Genomic DNA, 20,012 nt, shown 5'->3' on the forward strand with positions numbered 1-20,012 from the left:
AGAACGGTTGGTAAAGATTTTTCATATACCGTTTTTACCGCAAAAAATGAACTTCTAATTCGGCATACGGTCGATTTTTTGAGGTATTCGGTCGGCATTTCGCTATAATCATCTCAGTTTAATTTCTTATGGTTTATCTATCAGCGCAAGACGATGTCAGATGGAGGTCTGAATGTACAAGCGCACCAAGATTGTATGCACCATGGGTCCCGCCTGCGATAGCGACGAGACCATCCGCGAGATGATCAAGGCGGGCATGAACGTCGCCCGTTTTAACTTCTCGCACGGATCCTACGACGAGCACCACGGTCGCATCGAGCGCGTCCGTCGTATTTCCAAGGAGCTCGGCATGCCCGTCGGCATCCTGCTCGACACCAAGGGCCCCGAGGTCCGCACCGGCCTTTTGGTCGACGGCAAGAAGGTTGCCGTCAAGACCGGCGACAAGATCGTCGTCACCGCTCAGCCCACGTCCGAAGATTTCCACGGCACCTCTGAGCACATCTCCCTCGACTACCTGGCTCTGCCCTCCGAGGTCGAGAAGGGCTCCCTTATCCTGATCGATGACGGTCTGGTTGCCCTCGAGGTCGAGTCCGTCGACGGCCAGGACATGACCTGCGTCGTTAAGAACGACGGCCTGATCGGCGAGCGCAAGGGCGTCAACATGCCCAACGTCAACATCTCGCTGCCCGCCATCACCGAGCGCGATCGTCAGGACATCCTCTTTGGCCTGACCGAGAACATCGACTACATCGCCGCTTCCTTCATCCGTGACGGCGAGTCCGTCCGCGGCATCCGCGAGCTTTGCCGCGAGAACGGCGGCGAGCACGTGACGATCTTCCCGAAGATCGAGTGCGCCCTGGGCGTCGAGAACTTCGACGAGATTCTCGAGGCTTCCGACGGCATCATGGTCGCCCGTGGCGACCTGGGCATCGAGATCAAGCCCGAGCTCGTTCCGCACATCCAGAAGGAGATCATCGCCAAGTGCAACGCGGCCTACAAGCCCGTTATCACCGCTACGCAGATGCTCGACTCCATGCAGCAGAACCCGCGCCCGACGCGCGCCGAGGTTGCCGACGTTGCTAACGCCATCTACGACGGCACCGACGCCGTTATGCTCTCTGGCGAGTCCGCTGCCGGTAAGTACCCGGTCGAGGCCGTTAAGATGCAGGCCAGCATTGCTCTCGAGACTGAGAAGTACCTCCCGGCTCACGCTCCGCTCGAGGTTCCGGCTGACGCTCACGGCACCCGCGTCGTCAACAACGTTGTGGGTATGTCCGCTGTGAACATGGCTACCACCGTTGGCGCCAAGTGCATCACCGTGCCGACGACCACCGGTCGTACCGCTCGCCTGATCTCGCACTTCCGTCCCAACATGCCGATCTGCGCGTTCTCCCGCCACGAGTGGGCCGTCCAGCAGATGATTATGTACTGGGGCGTTATCCCGCACCAGGCCGAGATCACCCAGGGCACCGTCAACGGCACGATCGTCAAGGCGATCGAGACCGCTAAGGAGCTCGGCTACGTCGAGACTGGCGACCTGACCGTCGCTACCGCCGGCGATCCCCGCATGAGCGTCCAGCTCGAGGACAAGGTCTCCTCGACCAACGTCGCTTACGTCGCTCAGGTGCGCTAAATCGCACTTGCAAGCAGACTTGCATTGCAAAGGGCCCGGAAGGCTTCGCCTTCCGGGCCCTTTTTCTGTGCGCTAAAGCCGGGGCACGGCAAAACACGCGCCCATTTCTTTACCAAAAGCGCGAAATCCGCCCTTCAAGGCCCAGAACTAGGACTCCTGGCTCCAAAAGTGTTCGCCCGGCGGCAAACCCACACCCCGTGCAGAGCTGCTATATCGTTTTAGCAAGGTCAAGATCAGCCACGTTTTCGGAAGTATGCGGCAAATTCTGAGACCTCCGAGCACACCCCGTTTTTTCGCAACAAAATGCCTGATAAACTAGCCTCAAAAGCCAGGTCTGCTCACAGGGTTCAGATTTTGCCGCATACTTCCGAATTGACGCTGGCACTCCTTAATCCATAGGCACGCTTTTCAGCCAGGAGGGCATCGTGGATCTGACGCTATGCGGCCAAACTGCTTTTAACTATCACCGCATCCCGCCGCAAATACTGGGTCTTTACCCTGCCATTAGCCTTGGCAATATGGATCGCAGATGTTGCGGCCTCAGAAGTCATGCGGTTGTAAAAGACCTGCTTCACGCACCGCTTCACAGGCTTGTATTCACCCGGGCACAATCCGGGTCGCGAAGCCTGTTTAAATCGCATCTCCTGACCCAAGAGCCACCTCCTGGGTCGTTTAGGCAGACTGAGCATGGATTTGATGTCACGTCGCCCGAGTTTACGCTGCTCAACCTTGCTGCGAAGGTCTCACGCAACCAGTTACTCATGGCTTGCTACGAGATGTGCGGCTCCTTTGCAGTGTTTAAGCCCTGCGAGCGAACGCAGCAAAAACTCGATGAATCTATTTCGCTTAAGCTCATTCCACCCAACTGCGGCTGGGAGCGAGTTAACGACACCAAGGGCAATGACACCAACCTGTGGAAGCGCCAACCGCTCCTCAGCGCGGCGGATATTGCCGCGTTCGCTAAGCAGGCCGCAGGCCTGCGCGGCGTTAAGCAGCTCCGCTGGGCGGCCGAGCACATGACGGGGCAGACCGCCTCGCCTTTCGAAGTCCAAACATCCATACTCGTCTCACTCCCCCGTGACGAGGGCGGCCTGGGTATCGGCATCACCAACAACGTGCGCATCCCACTCAGCGACGCCGCGCGCTCGATGTATGACAAAACCTGCTGCTACGCCGATATCCTCATCGAGAGCGCCACCGACAGCATGGGCGTCATTTTGGAATGCCAAGGCCGCTCCGCCCACGATGGCGAAGCCGCAAGCCTCTCCGATGCCGAACGCACCACCGCGCTCACCAGCATGGGCTACGATGTCATACAAATTACCTACGACCAGATCAAGGACAAGAAGAGCTTTAACAACATCGCCGAGCTCATTCATAAAAAGGCGGGGCTCCCCTACATCCCAAAGACCGATCAGGAACGTACCGCTGAAAATGCCCTGCGACGGGAGCTGTTGGTCGATTGGGTTGAACTGTTCACCGTTAAGCCGGCCGGCTAGCAGCTAGCGATCAGGGGGACTGCGGGAATGTCAGAAGCGGCAACGCGAGCCGCAAATCCTGCCTCGGTCAGCTCGATGACCTCGGTAAACGTTGCATCGAAAAACTCCTCGGTTAGCAGGCGATACGGCGGATGATCGGGCTCGCCGGGGTTTTCGCGCACGATCTCGTGCATAACGCCGATGGTCTTGAGCACATACTCCTTATGGATGGGATACTGCCCAAAACGTGCCGCAGCGGTATACAGGCGATCGGTCGCGCGCGGAATCGAAACAATGCCGAGCGTCTTGCCAAACCAGTCAAAGTCGCCTTGCTTTTTAATGCGGAATTCCTCGCACGGCTTGCCGCCGTGCGCCTCCAGGTACTGATTCACGCGTGTATTCCATACGGTATCGGCCACCAGATGCGACCAGACACCCAGTGTCAAATCAAGCAACGACTGCGCCACGTCCTCGGACGCAAGCGAGAACTCACGAGCGCTGGGACCGACAACCGGCTCGGCATCCTTGTAGCGCTGGGGATAGTGCACGCGGTTCAGTCGCTCGCGTTCCTCGATAATCGAGGTCGCCGCGGCTGGCGCACCGGTGGGCGAACTTTTAAGCAACGGTGCCACATAGGTATCCCAGAACTCATGCTCACGAGGCTTAGGGATAGGCTCGGGCTTTGCAAAGTGCGTAATGCGGTACGGGATGGGATCGGCGATGCCAGGGACCATATAGCCCACGAAGATATCCGGAACCACGCAGCCAAACAAAAAGGCATTGCGGTCGCGCACGCTATTGGCAAGCGCACCAGTGCGCTCCAGCAAACGCTCCGTCTGAGCGATATGAATGTTCCAGCTTGGCATAGCCACCCCCATAAAAAACCTGGATAACTATACCATCACGGCAAAGCCGCGCGGACGGCTACGCACGCTCTACGCAGCAACTAGTCCGTAGCACCGTTTTCAGTTCCATACGACGACGAAGACGCCTCGACCACATGGTGATATCGATCGATATAGATTGCACGGGCACCCAGGCGTCGCACCAAATCCTGGTGATGCGTGCTCATCAAGACCGTCTTACCCGCCGCGACGTAGGCCAGCAAGAAGTTGACCACGATGTCGCATGAATCCTCGTCGAGCCCATTGGTGGGCTCATCGAGCACCAGGATATCCGGGTTCATCGACACCACCGCAGCCAGCGCAACGCGCTTCTTTTGCCCGCCCGAGAGCTGATAGGGAGAGACGTCGACAAGGTCGGCAACCTGGAACAGCTCCATGGCATCGCGCACGCGGCGCTCGAGCTCGTCTGCCGGCAGCCCCATCTGCGCGGGACCAAAAGCAACTTCCTCGCCCACCGTAGCGCAGAACAGCTGGGCGTCGGCATTCTGGAACACAAAGCCCACGCGCTGATGAAAACGCTGAGCGGCCGCAGAATCCTTTAGAAACGCCGCATCGACCGCATGCCCGTCGAACAGGTACGCACCCGCGTCCGCAAGCTCAAGGCCGTTGATAAGACGCATAATCGTCGTCTTGCCGCAGCCGTTAGGACCAAGCAGAGCAACGAGCTCTCCACGGTTCACCTGCAATGAAACGCCATCGACCACCGTATGACCCGCATAGGAAAACACCACGTCGCGAAACTCGATGAGCGGCGTGACCTCGGCGCCGGCAGCACCGCTCGCACCCATCGCGTTATTCGTATCGTTTGCCAAAACGTCGCCCTTCCCTACTCACATCAACGGTTCGACCGTCCGCGCTACAGCACCGCGCACAACACGGCGAGCAACGCCACAACGGCCGCGTAAACCGCATCGTGCCAGCCAAAGCCGCTCCGTGCAAGCGCCGGATACACGCCGGCGAAGCCGCGACACAGCATGGCCTCGTCCATCGCGCGGCTGCATTCCATCGCCTTGATAAACGTCATGCCCATGATACCCGCCAGCGAATCGGTGCGCGAAAAACCCGCAGGCGCGGAACCGACGCTGCGCAGCATGACCGATTCGCACAGATCGTGCGCCGTGCGTCCCAGCACCTCAATATGCTTGAGCGCCATATCAAACGTAAAGATAACCTCGTCGGGCAGGTGCAGCATTTTGAGCGCCGCCGACATGCGGCTCCAGGTGAGCGTCCACGAAACACCCAGCACCAGCGACACATTAATAAACGTCTTGAGCGCGATCTTGAGCATGGCGCCCGCGGCAGAAGTGTCCAGCAGCAAGGCGAGCAGTACCAGAACCACCGCGAGCCCTGCAGCGCCAAGCGCCGGCACAAAGGTTGCCCGCAGCCCGCGTACGGGGCGCACGGCAACGAGCACCAGCGCGATAGCCGCCATCAACATGAGGTACAGAGGGCTCTGCGTCAGACACACGCACAGGACGCAAACGAACATCCCCACCAGGCGCACCGGAGCCGAAACGCAAGAAAGGGCGCGGTCGACCATCGACCCGCCCTCGTGCGCGCCTCCACCCAGGCGAACCCGCTCAAGCAGGCTCGCCAGGTGCAGGACATTCTTTTGCATCACACGATGCCGAGCCCCCACGGGCTCATATCGCTCCTCGGCCGCAAGCCAGCTAGGCAGCTCGGCTATTGCCATGAGCACCGCTTTCCTTAACCGTCAGCGAGATCAGGCGGAATGCGATGGTGAGCACCGCCACGCCAATCACGCCGGACAGGATATACATGGCAGCCTGACCGGCAAAGTCAAGGCCCTGCTCCTCGGAATAGGCCTGCAGATAATCGCCCGTGGGCAGGACATCGGCAAAGGTCGGAGTATCGAGGCCAACCGAAGTCTGCAGACTGTCGTCACCAGCCTCCTGAACGGCGGTCGCGGCGCCCTCGGCGTCCCACTCGCCCCATGCGTCACCCGTGGCCAGCAGGCCCAGCGGCGTGGCCACGACAAGCACGGCGACCAGGATGAGCGTGGGGACCAGCGAGGTCTTCTTGGCGGCTGCGCCCTCGGCAGTAAGCTGTCCATCGGCGGCTTCGGGGCCGACGATAACGCCCGGCGCCGTCTTCTTGATAAAGCCGTAGATCGCGGCAGTCGCCACGCCCTCGACCACACCGGCTACCAGCATGTGCGGAATCAACATGGCCGGAATGGAAACAGACAGCGGGAAGGGGCAGTATAGCGGGGCACCCGAGGCGTTGGTGAAGAGCATCGGCTGAATGCCGAACTCGATGGCAGCGCACAGGGCAGCCACGCACAAGCCGATCCAGCCGCTCACGATGGCAGAAACCGAAGTGCCCCAGCTCTTGTCGTGCAGGCGGCCGTTGAGCGCACGGAACACGATGGCTGCCACAAACGGCAGCACAAATGCCATGTTAAAGCAGTTGGCTCCAAAGGACAGGATGCCGCCGTCGCCAAACAGCAGCGCCTGCAGTGCCAGTGCGACCGAAACCGCAATGGCCGCGGCCTCGGGGCCCAGCAGCAGCGCGATGAGTGCACCGCCGACGGCGTGACCCGTGGTGCCGCCGGGCAGCGGCACGTTAAACATCATGAGCAAGAAGGAGAACGCAGCGCAGATGCCCAGGAAAGCCATGTGCTCGCGATCGAGCGTGGCGCGTACCTTTTTGATGCAATGGACCCAAACGGGCACCATCGCCACCGCCATAACGGCATCGGTCTGCGGGGACAGGTAGTTATCTGGAATGTGCATATACGCCTCCCGGTTATCGACGCACAGAATTGCAACGCCGCTTGAATCACCTTGTCAGTGTTACGCATTGTCAGATTCGTAACACGCCGCGGGCTATCATAGCAAAACGGCGCACTGCCGACAAAGCAGCACGCCGTTATGTAATGCGCGTGTCATATATGAAGGCTCAACGGTGCCTTATACCGAAAACAGCAGTCACGTAAGACTCGGCGGCAGCCGACGCTGGTCTATATCCGGCGCAGGACCTAGCCGCGGACCTCGCCGTTTACGCCCTTGCACACCTTGGTGACGATCTTCTGGTGCGCCTTTTCGACCTCTTCGCTGGTGAGCGTGTGGTCGTCGGAGCGATACGTAAGCGCAAAGGCCATGGATTTCTTGCCCTTGCCGATGCGGACCGGATCGCGGTAGACATCGAACAGGCGCACGCCCTCGAGCAGCTTGCCGCCGGCACTCGTAATACGACGCTCAAGATCCTCGCAGGTCACAGTGTTGTCAACCACGATAGCGAGGTCGTGCTCAACGGCCGGGTACTGCGAGAACTCACGGTAGTTCTCCTGGTTGCGGGCGCCCTTGATCAGCTTATCCAAGTCGAGCTCAAAGGCGACGACGACCTCGTCAATGCCCATAGCCTCGCGCGCCTCGGGGTGGATCTCGCCGACCCAACCCAGCACGGTGCCGCCGGACAGGACCTCGGCAGCACGACCCGGCTGCAGGAAGGCATAGCCCTCGCCCTCGACGGGACGGAAGCGAACCTTCTCGATGCGCAGCTGGGCGAGCAGCTCCTCGACGATGCCCTTGCCAAAGAAGAAACGCAGCTTGCGGTACTTCATGCTCCAAGACTGCTCGCTCCACTGGCCCGAGAGCACGCCCGCGACGGACTTGGTCTCCTTGGGCAGGCTGGCGTTCTCGCGGCCATGGAACAGGCTGCCGACCTCGTACAGGTGTACGTTGGGCGTACCGTGCGCCTCGTTATAGGCAACGGACTGCAGCAGACCCGGCAGCAGCGAGCGGCGCATCTCGGTCTGCTCGGCCACCAGCGGGTTCATGAGCACCACGGGGCAGCCGCGGCCCTCGGTGGACATGCCGATCTTCTCCAGGTCGCCCGGAGCGGCAAAGCCAAAGGTCGTGGTCTCGTTGAGGCCGCAGGCGCGCAGGATCTCGCCGACCTTGCGGGTGAGCTTCTGCTCGCGAGTCAGGCCGCCGATGTGGTTCTTGGCAGCCGGAATGGTCGCCGTGACGCGACCCATGCCCCACAGGCGCAGAACCTCCTCGATCAGGTCGATCTCACGCGGCAGGTCGGGACGGAAGCTCGGCGGCGTGACCATAAAGTCCTCGCCGTCGCGCTCGACGGTGCAGCCCAGGCGGGTGAGCGAGCGCTCGATAAAGTCGGGCTCGATGTCGGCACCGCAGATGGCGTGCACGCGGGCCAGGCGCAGCTTAATGCTGTCGATGGTCTTGGGCGCGGGGAAAACGTCGACATAGCCGGGAGCAACCTCGCCGCCGGCGATCTCCTCGATCAGCGCGCAGGTAACGTTGGCGACATCCACGCAGCCGGTCTCGTCGACCTGGCGCTCAAAGCGAATGGAGGCGTCGGAGATCAGCGAAAGGTCGCGGCTGGTGTGCGAGGTGCGGCCGGCATTGAAGCAGGCGCTCTCGACCATCACGTCAACGGTATCGTCCTCGATCTCGGAATCCATGCCACCCATAACACCGGCCAACGCCACGGGGCGCTCGCCGTCGGTGATGAGGCCCATGCCGGCGTCAAGCGTGCGCTCCTCGCCGTCGAGCGTCGTGAACTTCTCGTCCTGCTGGGCGGCGCGAACCACCACACGACGGTGGCCATCGCGCTCGGCAAAGGTGTCCAGGTCAAAGGCGTGCAGCGGCTGACCGGTGAGCATCATCACATAGTTGGTGATGTCGACGATGTTGTTGTGCGGGCGCACGCCCAAGGCGTTAAGGCGCTTGACCATCCAGTCGGGCGACGGGCCGACCTTGACGTTGCGCACGATGCGGGCAACGTAGCGGTCGCACAGGCCCTCGTCGGCAATCTCGACCGAAAGCTCGTCGTCGGTCGCGCGGCCGGTCTCGGCCTTGATGGCGGGCAGCTCAACGTGGAAATCGCGGTCGAAGATGGCGCCGGTCTCGCGGGCCATGCCGATCATGGACAGGCAATCGGGACGGTTGGGCGTGATCTCGCAGTCGAGCACGGTGTCGCTCGAGCCCACGTACTCGGCAAACGGCATGCCGCAGGGCGTATCCTCGGGCAGGATCATGATGCCGGAGTGGTCGCCGCCCAAGCCGAGCTCGCGCGCGGAGCAGTTCATGCCCATGGACACGACGCCGCGAAGCTTGCTCTTCTTGATCTTGACGCCGCCGGGCAGGACAGCGCCGATCATGGCCGCGACGATGTGGTCACCGGCCTCGAAGTTCTGCGCGCCGCAGACGATCTGCAGCGGAGCGGGGTTGCCGTCGGCGTCGAGGTTCTTGTCACCCACGTCGACCGAGCACACATACATGTGGTCGCTATCGGGGTGCGGGGTCTTGGTGAGCACCTGGGCGGTCACCACGTGGTCGAAGGACTCGCCCACGGTGTCGATCGCCTCGACCTCGGTGCCGGTACGGATATATTCGTCCGAAAGGGTCTTGGGATCCTCCGGAATATCGATCATGGTCTTGAGCCAGTCGTAAGAAACACGCATCTAGCTCTCCTTTCATACTGAAAGCCTGCGAAGAGATGCAGGTGGAAACTTCAACTTTGTGAACATTCCTTACAAAGCGAGGGTTGTCCAAGTGCGGCAGATCGGCCCGAAAGAGGAGCGCCGCGTACTTTGGTACGCAAGCGACGAATGAGCGCCGAGGTGTCGTGCTTGGGCAAGCCGCAGCCTAGAACTGATTCAAGAAGCGCATATCACCCGTCATGAGAGTTCTGAGGTCGGGCAGGTCGTAGCGCAGTGCCGCGACGCGCTCGGCGCCAATACCAAAGGCGAAGCCGGTGTACTTCTCGGGGTCGATGCCACAGTTGATCAGGACGTTGGGGTCGACCATGCCGCAGCCCAGAATCTCGATCCAGCCGCTGTGCTTGCAGAAGTTGCAGCCCTTGCCGCCGCACACGTGGCAGCTCACGTCCACCTCGCAGGAAGGCTCGGTGAAGGGGAAGAAGTGCGGGCGATAGCGCGTCTTGCGATCCTCACCAAACATGCACTTAACAAAGTAGTCGAGCGTGCCCTTAAGATCGCCAAAGGTGATACCCTCGTCGACGACCAGGCCTTCGATCTGGTTGAACTGCGGCAGGTGGCAGGCGTCGGCCGTGTCGGGACGATAGACGGTGCCCGGGCAGATCATGTAGATGGGCGGCTTTTGCGACTCCATGGTGTGGATCTGCACGCCCGAGGTCTGGGTGCGCAGCAGCACGTCGGACTCGCCGTGAGCGTGAGCCTCGGGATGCGCAACGCTGCCGGGGTTGTTGTCGACCACATAGAACGTGTCGCGAGCCGAGCGGCTCGGGTGATCCATGGGCGCGTTGAGCGCGGTGAAGTTGTAGTAGGAGGTATCGACCATGGGGCCGGACTCGACGGTGTAGCCGATGCCGCAGAAGATGTCCTCGGCCTCCTCGATGATCTGCTTGATCAGGTGCTGGTGACCGATCTGCGGACGGATACCCGGCAGCGTGATGTCGACGGCCTCGTGCTCGAGTGCGTGCTTGAGGGCGGCGGCCTTCATCTCGGTGGTGCGCTCGTCGAGCATGCCCTCGATCAGCTGGCGCATCTCGTTGGCGCGTTTGCCCATCATGGGACGATCCTCGGGGGCGAGCTTGCCCATCATGCGCATCAGGCCGGTGATGCGGCCCTTGCGGCCGAGCAGCTCAACGCGCGCGGCCTCGAGCTTGGCGGCGTCGTCGGCACCGGCGACGAGCTCCTTGGCCTCTTCCTCGAGTTTGACCAGATCATCAATCAGACTCATGTCTTCCCTTTCGTCTCTCGCGCTTTCCGCCTGCCGGGACGACTGTCGCCGTCTGGCACTGCGAAAACGCGGCCCGGTTCGGTAACAAAAAACCGCCCTCGGGCATGTGCATTGCCCAAGGACGGTTGAATTCCGCGGTACCACCTTGTTTGACCCGGCGGATGTCTGGCCCGCCGTGCCCACTCTGCGCCTCTTGTCGCGAGGCTCACGGCTTCCCTACTGGGGCTTTGCTGCCACTGGCCGCGCGCCCGTTGAGGTCGCTGCTCGGGAGTGAACGCTTGGCCCTTGCCACCGCAGGAAGGCTTGCAGCCCATGACCTTCCCTCTCTCGCCGGCGACGCGGCGGGCAAAACCCTCTCCGTCAACGCATTGGGCTATAGGATAACACATTTCGCGAGCGCATCGCCGCGTTCCGTTTTGTTCGCGCTGGGTACAAGGCAAGTAGCTGTGCAAACTGGCCGTGCACCCGCCTGCGGCGCTCGGCCTGCGAGATTAAGGATATGGTATGGGAAAGAAGTACGATAAGAAGGCCAAGCCCGCAGCGGGCAAGACGCCCAAAGGCATGAAGGTCGATAAGGCCGTCAAAAAATTCCGCAAGCTCGAGGGCAAGCTGTGGACCCGCGAGTACCTGCTCAAGATTGCCGAGTTTGACGGCGCGACCATTGCTCCCGCCAACGGTGCCGCCGCCCGTGCCGACGCCATGGGCACCCTTGCCGGCGAGCACCATAAGCTCCTGACCAGCGAAAAGTCTGTCGAACTTGTACGTTCGCTGGCACGCGAGACCGTCACCGGCGGAAAGATCGACGACCCGCAGCTGCTTGACGAGATTCGCGTGCTCGGCCGCGACCAGCGCGAGGCAAGCGTCATCCCCACCGAGGAGGCCGAGGCCTGGACCAGGCTCACCTGCGAGGCCGACGCCGTGTGGCACAAGGCCAAAGCGGCCAACGACTGGGCGAGTTTTGAGCCCTATGTGGATAGAATCATCGCCCAACTTAAGCATCAGGCCGAACTCATGGACCCCAAGCGCGACCCATACGACGTTTGGCTCGACCAGTACGAGCGCGGCCTTTCCGCCAAGAGCTTCGACGCGTTTTGCGAGGAGGTCAAGGCCACGGTCGTGCCGCTCGTGCACGCCATCGGCGAGCGCGGCCAGCAGCCCGCTGCCGACTTTTTGCACGCCCGCGTGCCCGAGGCTGCCCAGCACGCCATGAGCTTCGACCTTATGAAGCTCGTCGGCCTGAACCTGAACGACACCACGCTTGCCTTTACCGAGCACCCGTTTAGCGAGGGCTTTGCCGTGGGTGACGCGCGCATCGCGACACACATCTACGAGGACGATTGCATCTCCAACGTCTACAGCATCATCCACGAGGCGGGACACGCCATGTACGAGCTGGGCGTCAATCCCGCCTATGCGCGCACCTGTCTTGAGGGCGGCACCTCCATGGGCATCCACGAGAGCCAGAGCCGCTTTTTCGAGAACACCGTGGGTCGCAGCCGCGCCTTTATGGGACCGCTGCTCGAGGTGCTGCGCCGCCACGCACCCGAGGTCTACGGCGACGTCGACGAGGACACGCTCTACCACGCCGTGAACATCGCGCAGCCTTCGCTGATCCGCACCGAGGCCGACGAGCTCACCTATCCGCTGCACGTTATGGTGCGCTACGAGATCGAGCGCATGCTGTTTGCCGGCGAGGCCACGGCCAAGGATATCCCCGCGCTTTGGAACCGCTTTATGGACGAGTACCTGGGCATTCCGGTTCCCGACGACACGCGCGGCTGCCTGCAGGATACGCACTGGAGCGGCGGCTCGTTTGGTTACTTCCCCACCCATGCGCTGGGCAGTGCCTACGACGCCATGTTTGTGCCAGCCATGTGCCGCGACGGCGTCGACCTTACCGGCGCCTGCGCGAGCGGCGACCTGGCACCCGTCCGCGCGTGGCTGGGCGAGCACATTTGGCAGTGGGGCCGCGCCAAGGACGCTCCGGAGCTCATCAAGGGCGCCTGCGGCATGACGTTCGACGCCCGCTACTACTGCAGCTACCTGCAGGACAAGTTCACCACGCTCTACGAGCTGTAGGACATAACCGACACGCCAACGCAAAGGGGGGCGCCGCAGAACCAATCCGCGGCGCCCCCTTTCTCCACCTAGTCCGTTAACGTCAATGTTTTGGCACCGTCGAGCCGTTACGCGGTTTGGCAAAACCACGTAACTACAAAGCTTCCAAGGCGCCTGCGATGCGCTTCATGGCGGCATCGGCGGATGCTTGGTCGGGCGCCTCGGCCAGAACGCGGATGACCGACTCGGTTCCGCTCTTGCGCACGAGCACGCGGCCCTCGCCTGCCAGCGCAGCCTCGGCCTCGGCGATGGCGTTCTGCACGCCCATGTTCTCGAGCGTGGCGTCCTTGTCCGCCACGCGCACGGCCACCTGCGCCTGCGGCAGCAACTTGCACGGAGCCGTGAGCTGCGAGAGCGTCTCGCGCTCGGCACGAATCACTTCCATCACGCGCAGCGAAGTCATAATGCCGTCGCCCGTGCGCTCGATATCGCCAAAGATCGTATGGCCCGTCTGCTCGCCGCCCAGGCTGTAGCCGCCCTCGCGCATCTTGGCATACACGTGACGGTCGCCCACGCCGCTGGTCACGGCGCTCAGGCCGGCAAGCTCCAGCGACTTGACAAGGCCAAAGTTACTGGCAATCGTCGGCACCACGGTACCGCCCGAGAGGCGCCCGTGCTTGTTCAGATACACGCCGCACACGTACAGGATCTGGTCGCCGTCGACCACGCGCCCGCGCTCGTCCACGGCCAGGCAGCGGTCGGCATCGCCGTCGTAGGCAAAGCCCACGTCCAGGCCCTGCTCCACCACATGGCGCTGCAGACGCTCCATATGCGTGGAGCCGCAGTCGACGTTGATGTTAAAGCCATCGGGCGCGGCATTGATCACGCGCACGTCGGCACCGAGCGCGTCAAACACCGGCTTGGCCACCGAGGAAGCCGAGCCGTTGGCGCAGTCGATACCGATTTTGACGCCCTGCAGCGAAAAGTTCGCACTTGCAATGAGCGAAGCAATGTAGCGGTTGCGGCCCTGCATGTAGTCCACCGTGGCACCGATGTGGTTGCCCGTGGCCAACGGAACTTCGCTCTTGCCATCGATGTAATCCTCGATGAGCTCCAGTACGTCCTCGTCCATCTTAAAACCGTCGCTATTGACGAGCTTAATGCCGTTATCGCAAAACGGGTTGTGGCTCGCGCTGATCATGATGCCGCAATCGAAGCAGCCCTCCACGGTCTGATGCGCCACGCCCGGCGTCGGGATCACGTGCAGCATATAGGCGTCCGCACCGCTCGCGACCAGACCGCTCACCAGCGCCGCCTCGAACATATAACTCGAGCGACGTGTGTCCTTGCCCACGATAACGCGCGCCTTAGCACTGCGGTTGGCGCCGTAATACCAGCCCACAAAACGGCCAATCTTATAAGCGTGCTCTACCGTCAGCCCAACGTTGGCCTCGCCGCGAAAGCCGTCGGTGCCAAAGTACTTCATGCGCCCTCCTTACAAAATAGGGGCGGACAGATTGCCTGTCCGCCCCAAAATGGTACTCGATTATCTGCGCTACCAGAAAAACCCTACGCCGACGCGCTGTCGCGAGCCGCCTGGCATGTAGGGGTCTGACGCAGCGTAAGCGGCTTGTCCCCCGCCTCGGCCGACGTGGTCAGCGTATACGTGATCGTCGTCGTCTCGCCAGCATGCAGGTCAACGGTGCCCGAATAGAAGGGGATTCCATGCCACGTAGCGGCGCCAAGACCAAACTGGGTGCCCTCGACGGTCAGATCAGTAATGTTGCCGCCCGTCGGGGCAAACAACGAGACATTCAGACGCTCGTCGTCACGCGCGGCATCGGGTGCGCTCGCCGCAACGTAGTCGGGCAGCTTGCCAGCCTCCTCCTGCGTCATGATGTTCGTCAGGGTAACGGTGATGCGATAGGAGCACGTGCCGTCGCCGTTCTTCACGCCCTGACCAATCTGAGTGTCGGCGTTCAGATACCAGTCGAGCTTGGAGAAGCTCAGGTTGTTAAAGTAAACGCCGGCAACGGGATCGGCACTCGGATCATCCGGATCGGGCAGCGAAGCGTCAATGCCCGTCTCTTTGATGGCATTCTGCTCATCATCGTTTCTCATCCACGCGATCAGGCGGCCCTCTTCGGCACCGCGCTCAACGGCGCTGACAAGGTTCGCAACATCGACGTCGCCGATACCGCCAAGAATCTTGTCAAAGGCAGCGCTGGCGACGGATGCAAAGATGCCGTCCGACTCCTCGACCGGATAGTTCCAGTACACATCGTGCATGAGGACCTTTGCGGCGTTGGTGCCGTCGACAACCGTTCCGTCGGGCAGTGACACGTTACCGACCAGGCCCAGCAGATACTGCAGGAACACCGGGTCGATAGCGATGACGCCATCAACGTCCTGTCCATACTGGGACTTCCACAGCGCGGCGACACGCTGCGAGTTGCGGGGCCAATCAGGCGAATAGGTATTGCCCGAGTTGTACAGGTTGCTGTGGTTGCCGAACAGCGCCTCATCCTCTTCGTCGACGCTCTCGACCGCCTCATCCTCGCTGAGTCCAATGCGGGGAACAAACTCGCCAATCGACATCTGACCGTCGGTGACCGAAATCAGGCCCTGCGAACCGCCAAAGCCGCCGCAGGCACGAATCTCGACGTTGTTCATGGCGTACATAAGGTAGTTGCGCGTCTGGCCGTTGGCGCCGAGCATCTGGGGAAGGACGGGGGCGACCTTCTCCGCCGCGTCAACCGCACCGTTGAGGGTGGCAAAGCCGTCCTTGGCCTTATCGACCAGCTCGGTCACCTGGGAAATATGAGTATCGCCAATGCCCTGGACCTTCTCGTTGGCGCTCTTGAACACCTTCGAGCTGCTGGAAAGCGAATCGGCGACCGCCTGCAGCGCGGACACGTTAATCATGCCGTCCTGGAACAGTTTGCCGGGCGTAGCCTGCGAGAGGTTGTCGGCCATGGGAACCAGCGCATTGCTCGAGACATCGGACAGGGCGTCAATCATGGTGCGGGCCGCATTGATATCGCTGCCATACACCGGGATAAACGAAGCCGCCGCCCACAGCGGGCTCGAGGTCTCCGCCTTCATGCTGTTACAGAGCTCATCGATCTTCTTCGCGTCGTCAGGCAGCGTCGAAAAATCGCCCGACGTGACCTTGCCCTTAAGGCCACCGACGATCTCGACAGCCTCCTTCGCTTCGCTCTTTACGGTCTTTGCCGAGTTAAGCAGCATAAAGCCGCTTGCGCCAAGCACAACGAGAAGCACCGCGACTACAGCGGCAACAATGGCGCCAGTGTGACGCTTTTTGCGCTCGCCCTTGCGATGGCGATGACGGACCAGACCGTCAGAGGTCGAACTCGACGAAGCATCGCTACCGTAGTTCAAGCCAAAATCGTAATAATCTTCCTTGGAACCCGAGCCCGCAAACTCGGCACCGCTATCATCCAGGCGGGCGAACGTGCCAGTCTCGGAGGCGCCGGTGTAAATCGTGCCAAGGTTACCCGTAAGCCCCGCGCCACCAGCAGAGGGAGTATTGTTGGCGGCCTTGCCGGCATTAACGTTGCCGGCAGCATTCGCGGCGTTGGCAGCACCTGCGTTGTTCGCAGGCACCGAAGGAGCCCCGCTCGGCTGCGACGCGGAGGTTGCACCGCCCGCAAAGACATTCCCTCTTGCACGGCCGGTCTTTTTTGCCTTTTGAGACTGCTCGTACAGAGCGGTAAACATCGCCGTCTCGCCCGGGGACACGCGCTTACCGGAACCGCCCTGTCCAGCGCCGCCCGGCGTGCCGGCCTTACCAGCCCCGTTCGGACGCGGCGGAACTGCAGGGCGGCCGCTATCGCTGCCCTTAAAGTGATTACCAGCCATAAAGAAATCCTCGCAATTGAGTCGCAATGAAAAAGTCCATAACGTTGCTAGTTTATGGCATTTTGAGCATCGACAGCTAAACTCCAGACACGGACATCAATTGGCGAAAATGCGGCACAACACCTTTTCTGTCTTGGCGGCGGCGCTAGCTACACCGTAAGGAACATCATCACGATGATCATGACAAAGCCGATAAGGTCGGTCGGCAAAAACACCGTCCCCAGCATAACGACGCTGGTGATGGTCGCCGAAACCGGCTCCACAGTTCCGATGAGGCTCGCGCGCACCGAGCCGATGTCCTTAACGCCCTGCATATAAAGCATGTAAGCAAAAAACGAGCCGATAACTACGAACACCGCGAGCGCCTCGATGCCGGCAGCGTCGAGCGCCGGCATATGCGCCCAGGGCTGCACGAAGACGCACGAGACCACGCCCGCCGTGAGCATTGCCGAGCCCGTGACGATGGGGCTGCCGTATTCGGGCAGGATCTTGGCGGGAATCACCGCCATACACGCGGCGCTGACCGCACACATAAGACCTGCTGCCAGGCCAAGCGGCGAGATATTCAGGCTGGTGGGGTCGCCGCCGGTGGCGATTAAAAAGGTTCCACCCAGAGCCAGGCCAATGCCGATGACTTCGCGAGTACGCGGCATGCGGCGATCGATCACGCAGGTGTAGCCCATGATGATAACGAGCTGCAGGCACTGGAGCACCGTCGCGGTTCCGGCGTTCGTCAGGCGCACGGCCGAAAGATAGCAAAACTGGTTGAACAGCAGGCCAAAGGCGGTAAAGAGCAGCAGCTGCTTGCGATCGGCGGGTGTGGTCCAAAGCTTGACCAGGCGTGCGCGGTCGCGCGTGACAACCACAGCCATAAAGAGCAGGCCGGCGAGAATCTGACGCACGCTCATAAGCCACAGCGTATCGACATGGTAGGTATCGAACAAAAAACTCGCGCTGGTGCCCGAGAAGCCCCAAAACGAACCGCCCACCAGCGTAGCCAAGACACCCGTGATCATCTTGCGCGTCGAAGCGCTGTTCAGGCGGTCGCGCCATGCGCGACGGGTGTTGCGGCTGAGCTCGTCGGTGCCCTCGGGCACATCAATGTTCGATATATCGGTCATCGGCACCGAAGCCCCTGCGCCTTCGACCTGCTCGACACACTCTTTGCTCATTCCACTCCCCCGAAACAGCCTGGAAACAATTCGGTTTACCTTACCACGGCGAAGTCACCAGCTGGAGGCTTGTCCGCTTATCGGTAGGACAATTCCGCAGGCGTCTTTCCATAGCTCGATACCGCAATGGCCTTGCATTATGCGACAGCCAAATCGCGGCAGCAGGCTCTTTTGAAATGGATGCGACAAAGCCCCCGAATTCCACAATGTAAGCGATTTTTAAAAATGTTCTTGCCACCGAGTTCAGGCTCCGTTATATTATCCCTTGCGCGCTTGCGCACCCTTGATCGGGCGTTTAGCTCAGGGGGAGAGCGCTTCCCTGACACGGAAGAGGTCAGAAGTTCAAATCTTCTAACGCCCACCAAATGTTCGCAGCTCAGAGGCTATGTCCTCTGGGCTGTTTTGTTTTATGTCGCCAAATCAGCTGGCAGCTCCAACCGCCCAAGCAACCACCCTGCCCATACACAAAACCGCGTCAGCGACCCAAGTGCCTATCCCGGCTGACTCCGCAGTCAATCAAAACCGCCCCAATAGTCACCGAGGCCGAGACCAACACGTCTCGAACCCATCCGAGCCGCAACTTCTCAGCAAAACGCCGCGATGTCTGCGTCCTGCGGTATCCTTGAGCCACTTGCACCTGCAGCACCAAGGAGCCGCCATGCGCACCGAGCTCGATGTCCCCTTTTCGCACAAAGAAGAAGCCAAGGCGCTGGGCGCCAAATGGGACCGGACCAAGAAGATCTGGTATGTACCCAGCGGCGTCAACCCCGAGCCCTTTGCCGAGTGGCTGCCCGGTGTTGACCGATCCGACCCCTCAGCGCCGTATATATATCTAGTACTGGGCAAGCGCGAATGCTGGAAGTGTCACAAAGAGACCTCAGTCGCGGCCTTCGGCATTCCCTATCGAACCGATAACGACGACAGCATCGCCATCGCGCACGCGCCCAACGAAGCCGGGTACATTGCCATCGACACGGCCAACGCCAACGCACTCGCCATCGTGCCCGCTCTTGGCTGCGTACCGGGCGAGATCCGCGACTACCTTCATAAGCGCTGCGGCTACAAGCCCGTAGGCGCGCGAGCCTCCAAAGCCCCGTCGCTCGGCAACACGTGCACCAGTTGCGACGCGCTGCAAGGCAGCCGCTATCTGTTCGAGGAGCCCTCGTCCCCGTTTGCCCTCACTGCCATCAACAAGCTGCCGGCACTGGAGTTTATACGCGTCGAAGTTGCCGGCGTCTTTGGCGTCCCGGTCACGCGTACCGACTTTGACCAGGCGCTCTTTACCTGGGCACGCGACCATCACGCCGAGTTCCACAAGCAACTCGGTGAGGGGATTTATTTGTAGAGGCAAAAGACACTCACAGCCAACTCCTCCGCATCACCTATCCCTCGTCGCCGGCGTCGTACACGATATCGAGGCCACAAACAGGGCATTTCTCCGGATACACCGGCATATGAACGCCTGTCCGTTTTCTCACTTCGTCGCTGAGTCTGTCGCGCGCATCGATAAACCGAATGTCGAGACACGGTATTTGCGAGCCGCAGCAAGGGCAGGTGACGACAAACGACGCGCAATCAACCTCTACGCTCGGAAACATATTGTTGTCTATAAGGGCACACGGCAGTTTTCCGTACTTCCCCATCGCAATATCGCCTCGCCAGCTCATATACGCTCCCCTCTCGCTATACAAATCAGGAAGAGCATGCACCGGCGGGCGTGCGCGAGATTGCATCGCCACGCGATCCGATCAAACAACACGATCGTCAAAGAATGCCAAAGCCAAATACGCTAATACGGCAGAAGCCCCGCCTTTTCACGCTTCTTTTCCGAGCGATCGAACTCAATGCGATGGGCCTCAAGAAACACCGTATCGGGTCGCCACTGACGCTCATCCGGCTGCCTTAGCGTCGCACCCGCAAAGGAAGCGTAGTCGGTCTTATCCAGCAGGTACGATCCGCACAGCCGATATTCGCCGCAAACAGGCTCAAACGAAATCAGGTGAGCATCAAATAGGGAATGAAGATCGCGCCGAAGCAGAATACCGTTGCTGGCAACCTGCGATTTGGGTCCCGAGTAATTCTCGATATGTGCAGCCTCCAGAGCTTCACTGACGCCGCAGTCCGACACCGCGCAACGGCCATCATAGGCGGCAACGAGCTGCTTGCGG

At 60.9% G+C, this 20,012-nt stretch carries 14 protein-coding genes and 1 tRNA gene; 5 read left to right on the top strand and 10 right to left on the bottom strand.

Translation table 11 applies throughout. The annotated features are described in order from the left end of the window. Window positions 1–172 precede the first annotated feature (172 nt). Window positions 173–1,633: a pyruvate kinase gene (pyk, locus tag ABHR75_RS05060; RefSeq protein ID WP_138113958.1), complete on the top strand. Its 1,461-nt coding sequence runs from the start codon at window positions 173–175 to the stop codon at window positions 1,631–1,633. 425 nt (window positions 1,634–2,058) lie between these two features. After that, the gene (locus ABHR75_RS05065) at window positions 2,059–3,132 is read left to right on the top strand and encodes a hypothetical protein (protein ID WP_346963795.1); all 1,074 of its coding nucleotides are present in this window, start codon (window positions 2,059–2,061) and stop codon (window positions 3,130–3,132) included. Here the strand turns inward: ABHR75_RS05065 and ABHR75_RS05070 are convergent. The 6 genes from ABHR75_RS05070 to pheS all read right to left on the bottom strand — a co-directional run bounded on the left by ABHR75_RS05070 (window position 3,129) and on the right by pheS (window position 10,732). Further along, the gene (locus ABHR75_RS05070; RefSeq protein WP_229030341.1) at window positions 3,129–3,977 is read right to left on the bottom strand and encodes a hypothetical protein; all 849 of its coding nucleotides are present in this window, start codon (window positions 3,975–3,977) and stop codon (window positions 3,129–3,131) included. The genes ABHR75_RS05065 and ABHR75_RS05070 overlap by 4 nt on opposite strands. Window positions 3,978–4,057: 80 nt before the next feature. After that, window positions 4,058–4,828 (bottom strand): energy-coupling factor ABC transporter ATP-binding protein, encoded by a 771-nt coding sequence (locus ABHR75_RS05075; protein ID WP_138113952.1) that lies wholly within the window; start codon window positions 4,826–4,828, stop codon window positions 4,058–4,060. Window positions 4,829–4,872: 44 nt separating this feature from the next. Next, window positions 4,873–5,709 carry an energy-coupling factor transporter transmembrane component T family protein gene (locus ABHR75_RS05080; protein ID WP_138113950.1) on the bottom strand — a complete coding sequence of 279 codons (837 nt, stop codon included), beginning with the start codon at window positions 5,707–5,709 and terminating at the stop codon, window positions 4,873–4,875. Continuing rightward, entirely contained in the window at window positions 5,687–6,772 is a 1,086-nt protein-coding gene (gene cbiM / locus ABHR75_RS05085; RefSeq protein WP_138113948.1) for a cobalt transporter CbiM, read from the bottom strand. Before cbiM ends, ABHR75_RS05080 begins: the two co-directional genes overlap by 23 nt. A 245-nt stretch (window positions 6,773–7,017) precedes the next feature. After that, window positions 7,018–9,471 carry a phenylalanine--tRNA ligase subunit beta gene (pheT, locus tag ABHR75_RS05090; RefSeq protein WP_138113946.1) on the bottom strand — a complete coding sequence of 818 codons (2,454 nt, stop codon included), beginning with the start codon at window positions 9,469–9,471 and terminating at the stop codon, window positions 7,018–7,020. A 184-nt stretch (window positions 9,472–9,655) separates the two neighbouring features. Then, window positions 9,656–10,732 (bottom strand): phenylalanine--tRNA ligase subunit alpha, encoded by a 1,077-nt coding sequence (pheS, locus tag ABHR75_RS05095; RefSeq protein ID WP_035136801.1) that lies wholly within the window; start codon window positions 10,730–10,732, stop codon window positions 9,656–9,658. 504 nt (window positions 10,733–11,236) lie between these two features. Between pheS and ABHR75_RS05100 the strand changes: the two genes are divergently transcribed. Continuing rightward, a complete protein-coding gene (locus ABHR75_RS05100; protein ID WP_346963796.1) occupies window positions 11,237–12,811 on the top strand; it encodes a carboxypeptidase M32 in 1,575 nt (524 codons plus the stop codon). A gap of 133 nt (window positions 12,812–12,944) precedes the next feature. Here ABHR75_RS05100 and glmM read toward each other — a convergent pair whose 3' ends face one another. The 3 genes from glmM to ABHR75_RS05115 form a co-directional block, all read right to left on the bottom strand. Continuing rightward, window positions 12,945–14,276, bottom strand: coding sequence for a phosphoglucosamine mutase (gene glmM / locus ABHR75_RS05105; RefSeq protein WP_346963797.1), 1,332 nt, complete (start codon window positions 14,274–14,276; stop codon window positions 12,945–12,947). An 83-nt stretch (window positions 14,277–14,359) separates the two neighbouring features. Beyond that, window positions 14,360–16,672: a DUF4012 domain-containing protein gene (locus tag ABHR75_RS05110; protein WP_346963798.1), complete on the bottom strand. Its 2,313-nt coding sequence runs from the start codon at window positions 16,670–16,672 to the stop codon at window positions 14,360–14,362. 149 nt (window positions 16,673–16,821) lie between these two features. Then, window positions 16,822–17,844, bottom strand: a complete 1,023-nt coding sequence (locus ABHR75_RS05115; RefSeq protein WP_346963799.1) for a DMT family transporter — start codon at window positions 17,842–17,844, stop codon at window positions 16,822–16,824. A gap of 289 nt (window positions 17,845–18,133) precedes the next feature. Here ABHR75_RS05115 and ABHR75_RS05120 point away from each other — a divergent pair. After that, window positions 18,134–18,208: transfer RNA gene (locus ABHR75_RS05120), tRNA-Val, on the top strand. A 294-nt stretch (window positions 18,209–18,502) separates the two neighbouring features. After that, window positions 18,503–19,189, top strand: coding sequence for a DUF5710 domain-containing protein (locus ABHR75_RS05125; protein ID WP_195445734.1), 687 nt, complete (start codon window positions 18,503–18,505; stop codon window positions 19,187–19,189). Between the two features lie 444 nt (window positions 19,190–19,633). Here ABHR75_RS05125 and ABHR75_RS05130 read toward each other — a convergent pair. Continuing rightward, the coding region (locus ABHR75_RS05130) for an HNH endonuclease (protein ID WP_346963800.1) at window positions 19,634–20,012 on the bottom strand (379 nt) is incomplete at its 5' end.

The sequence above is a fragment of the Collinsella aerofaciens genome, from assembly GCF_039752955.1.
GTDB lineage: Bacteria > Actinomycetota > Coriobacteriia > Coriobacteriales > Coriobacteriaceae > Collinsella > Collinsella aerofaciens_BI.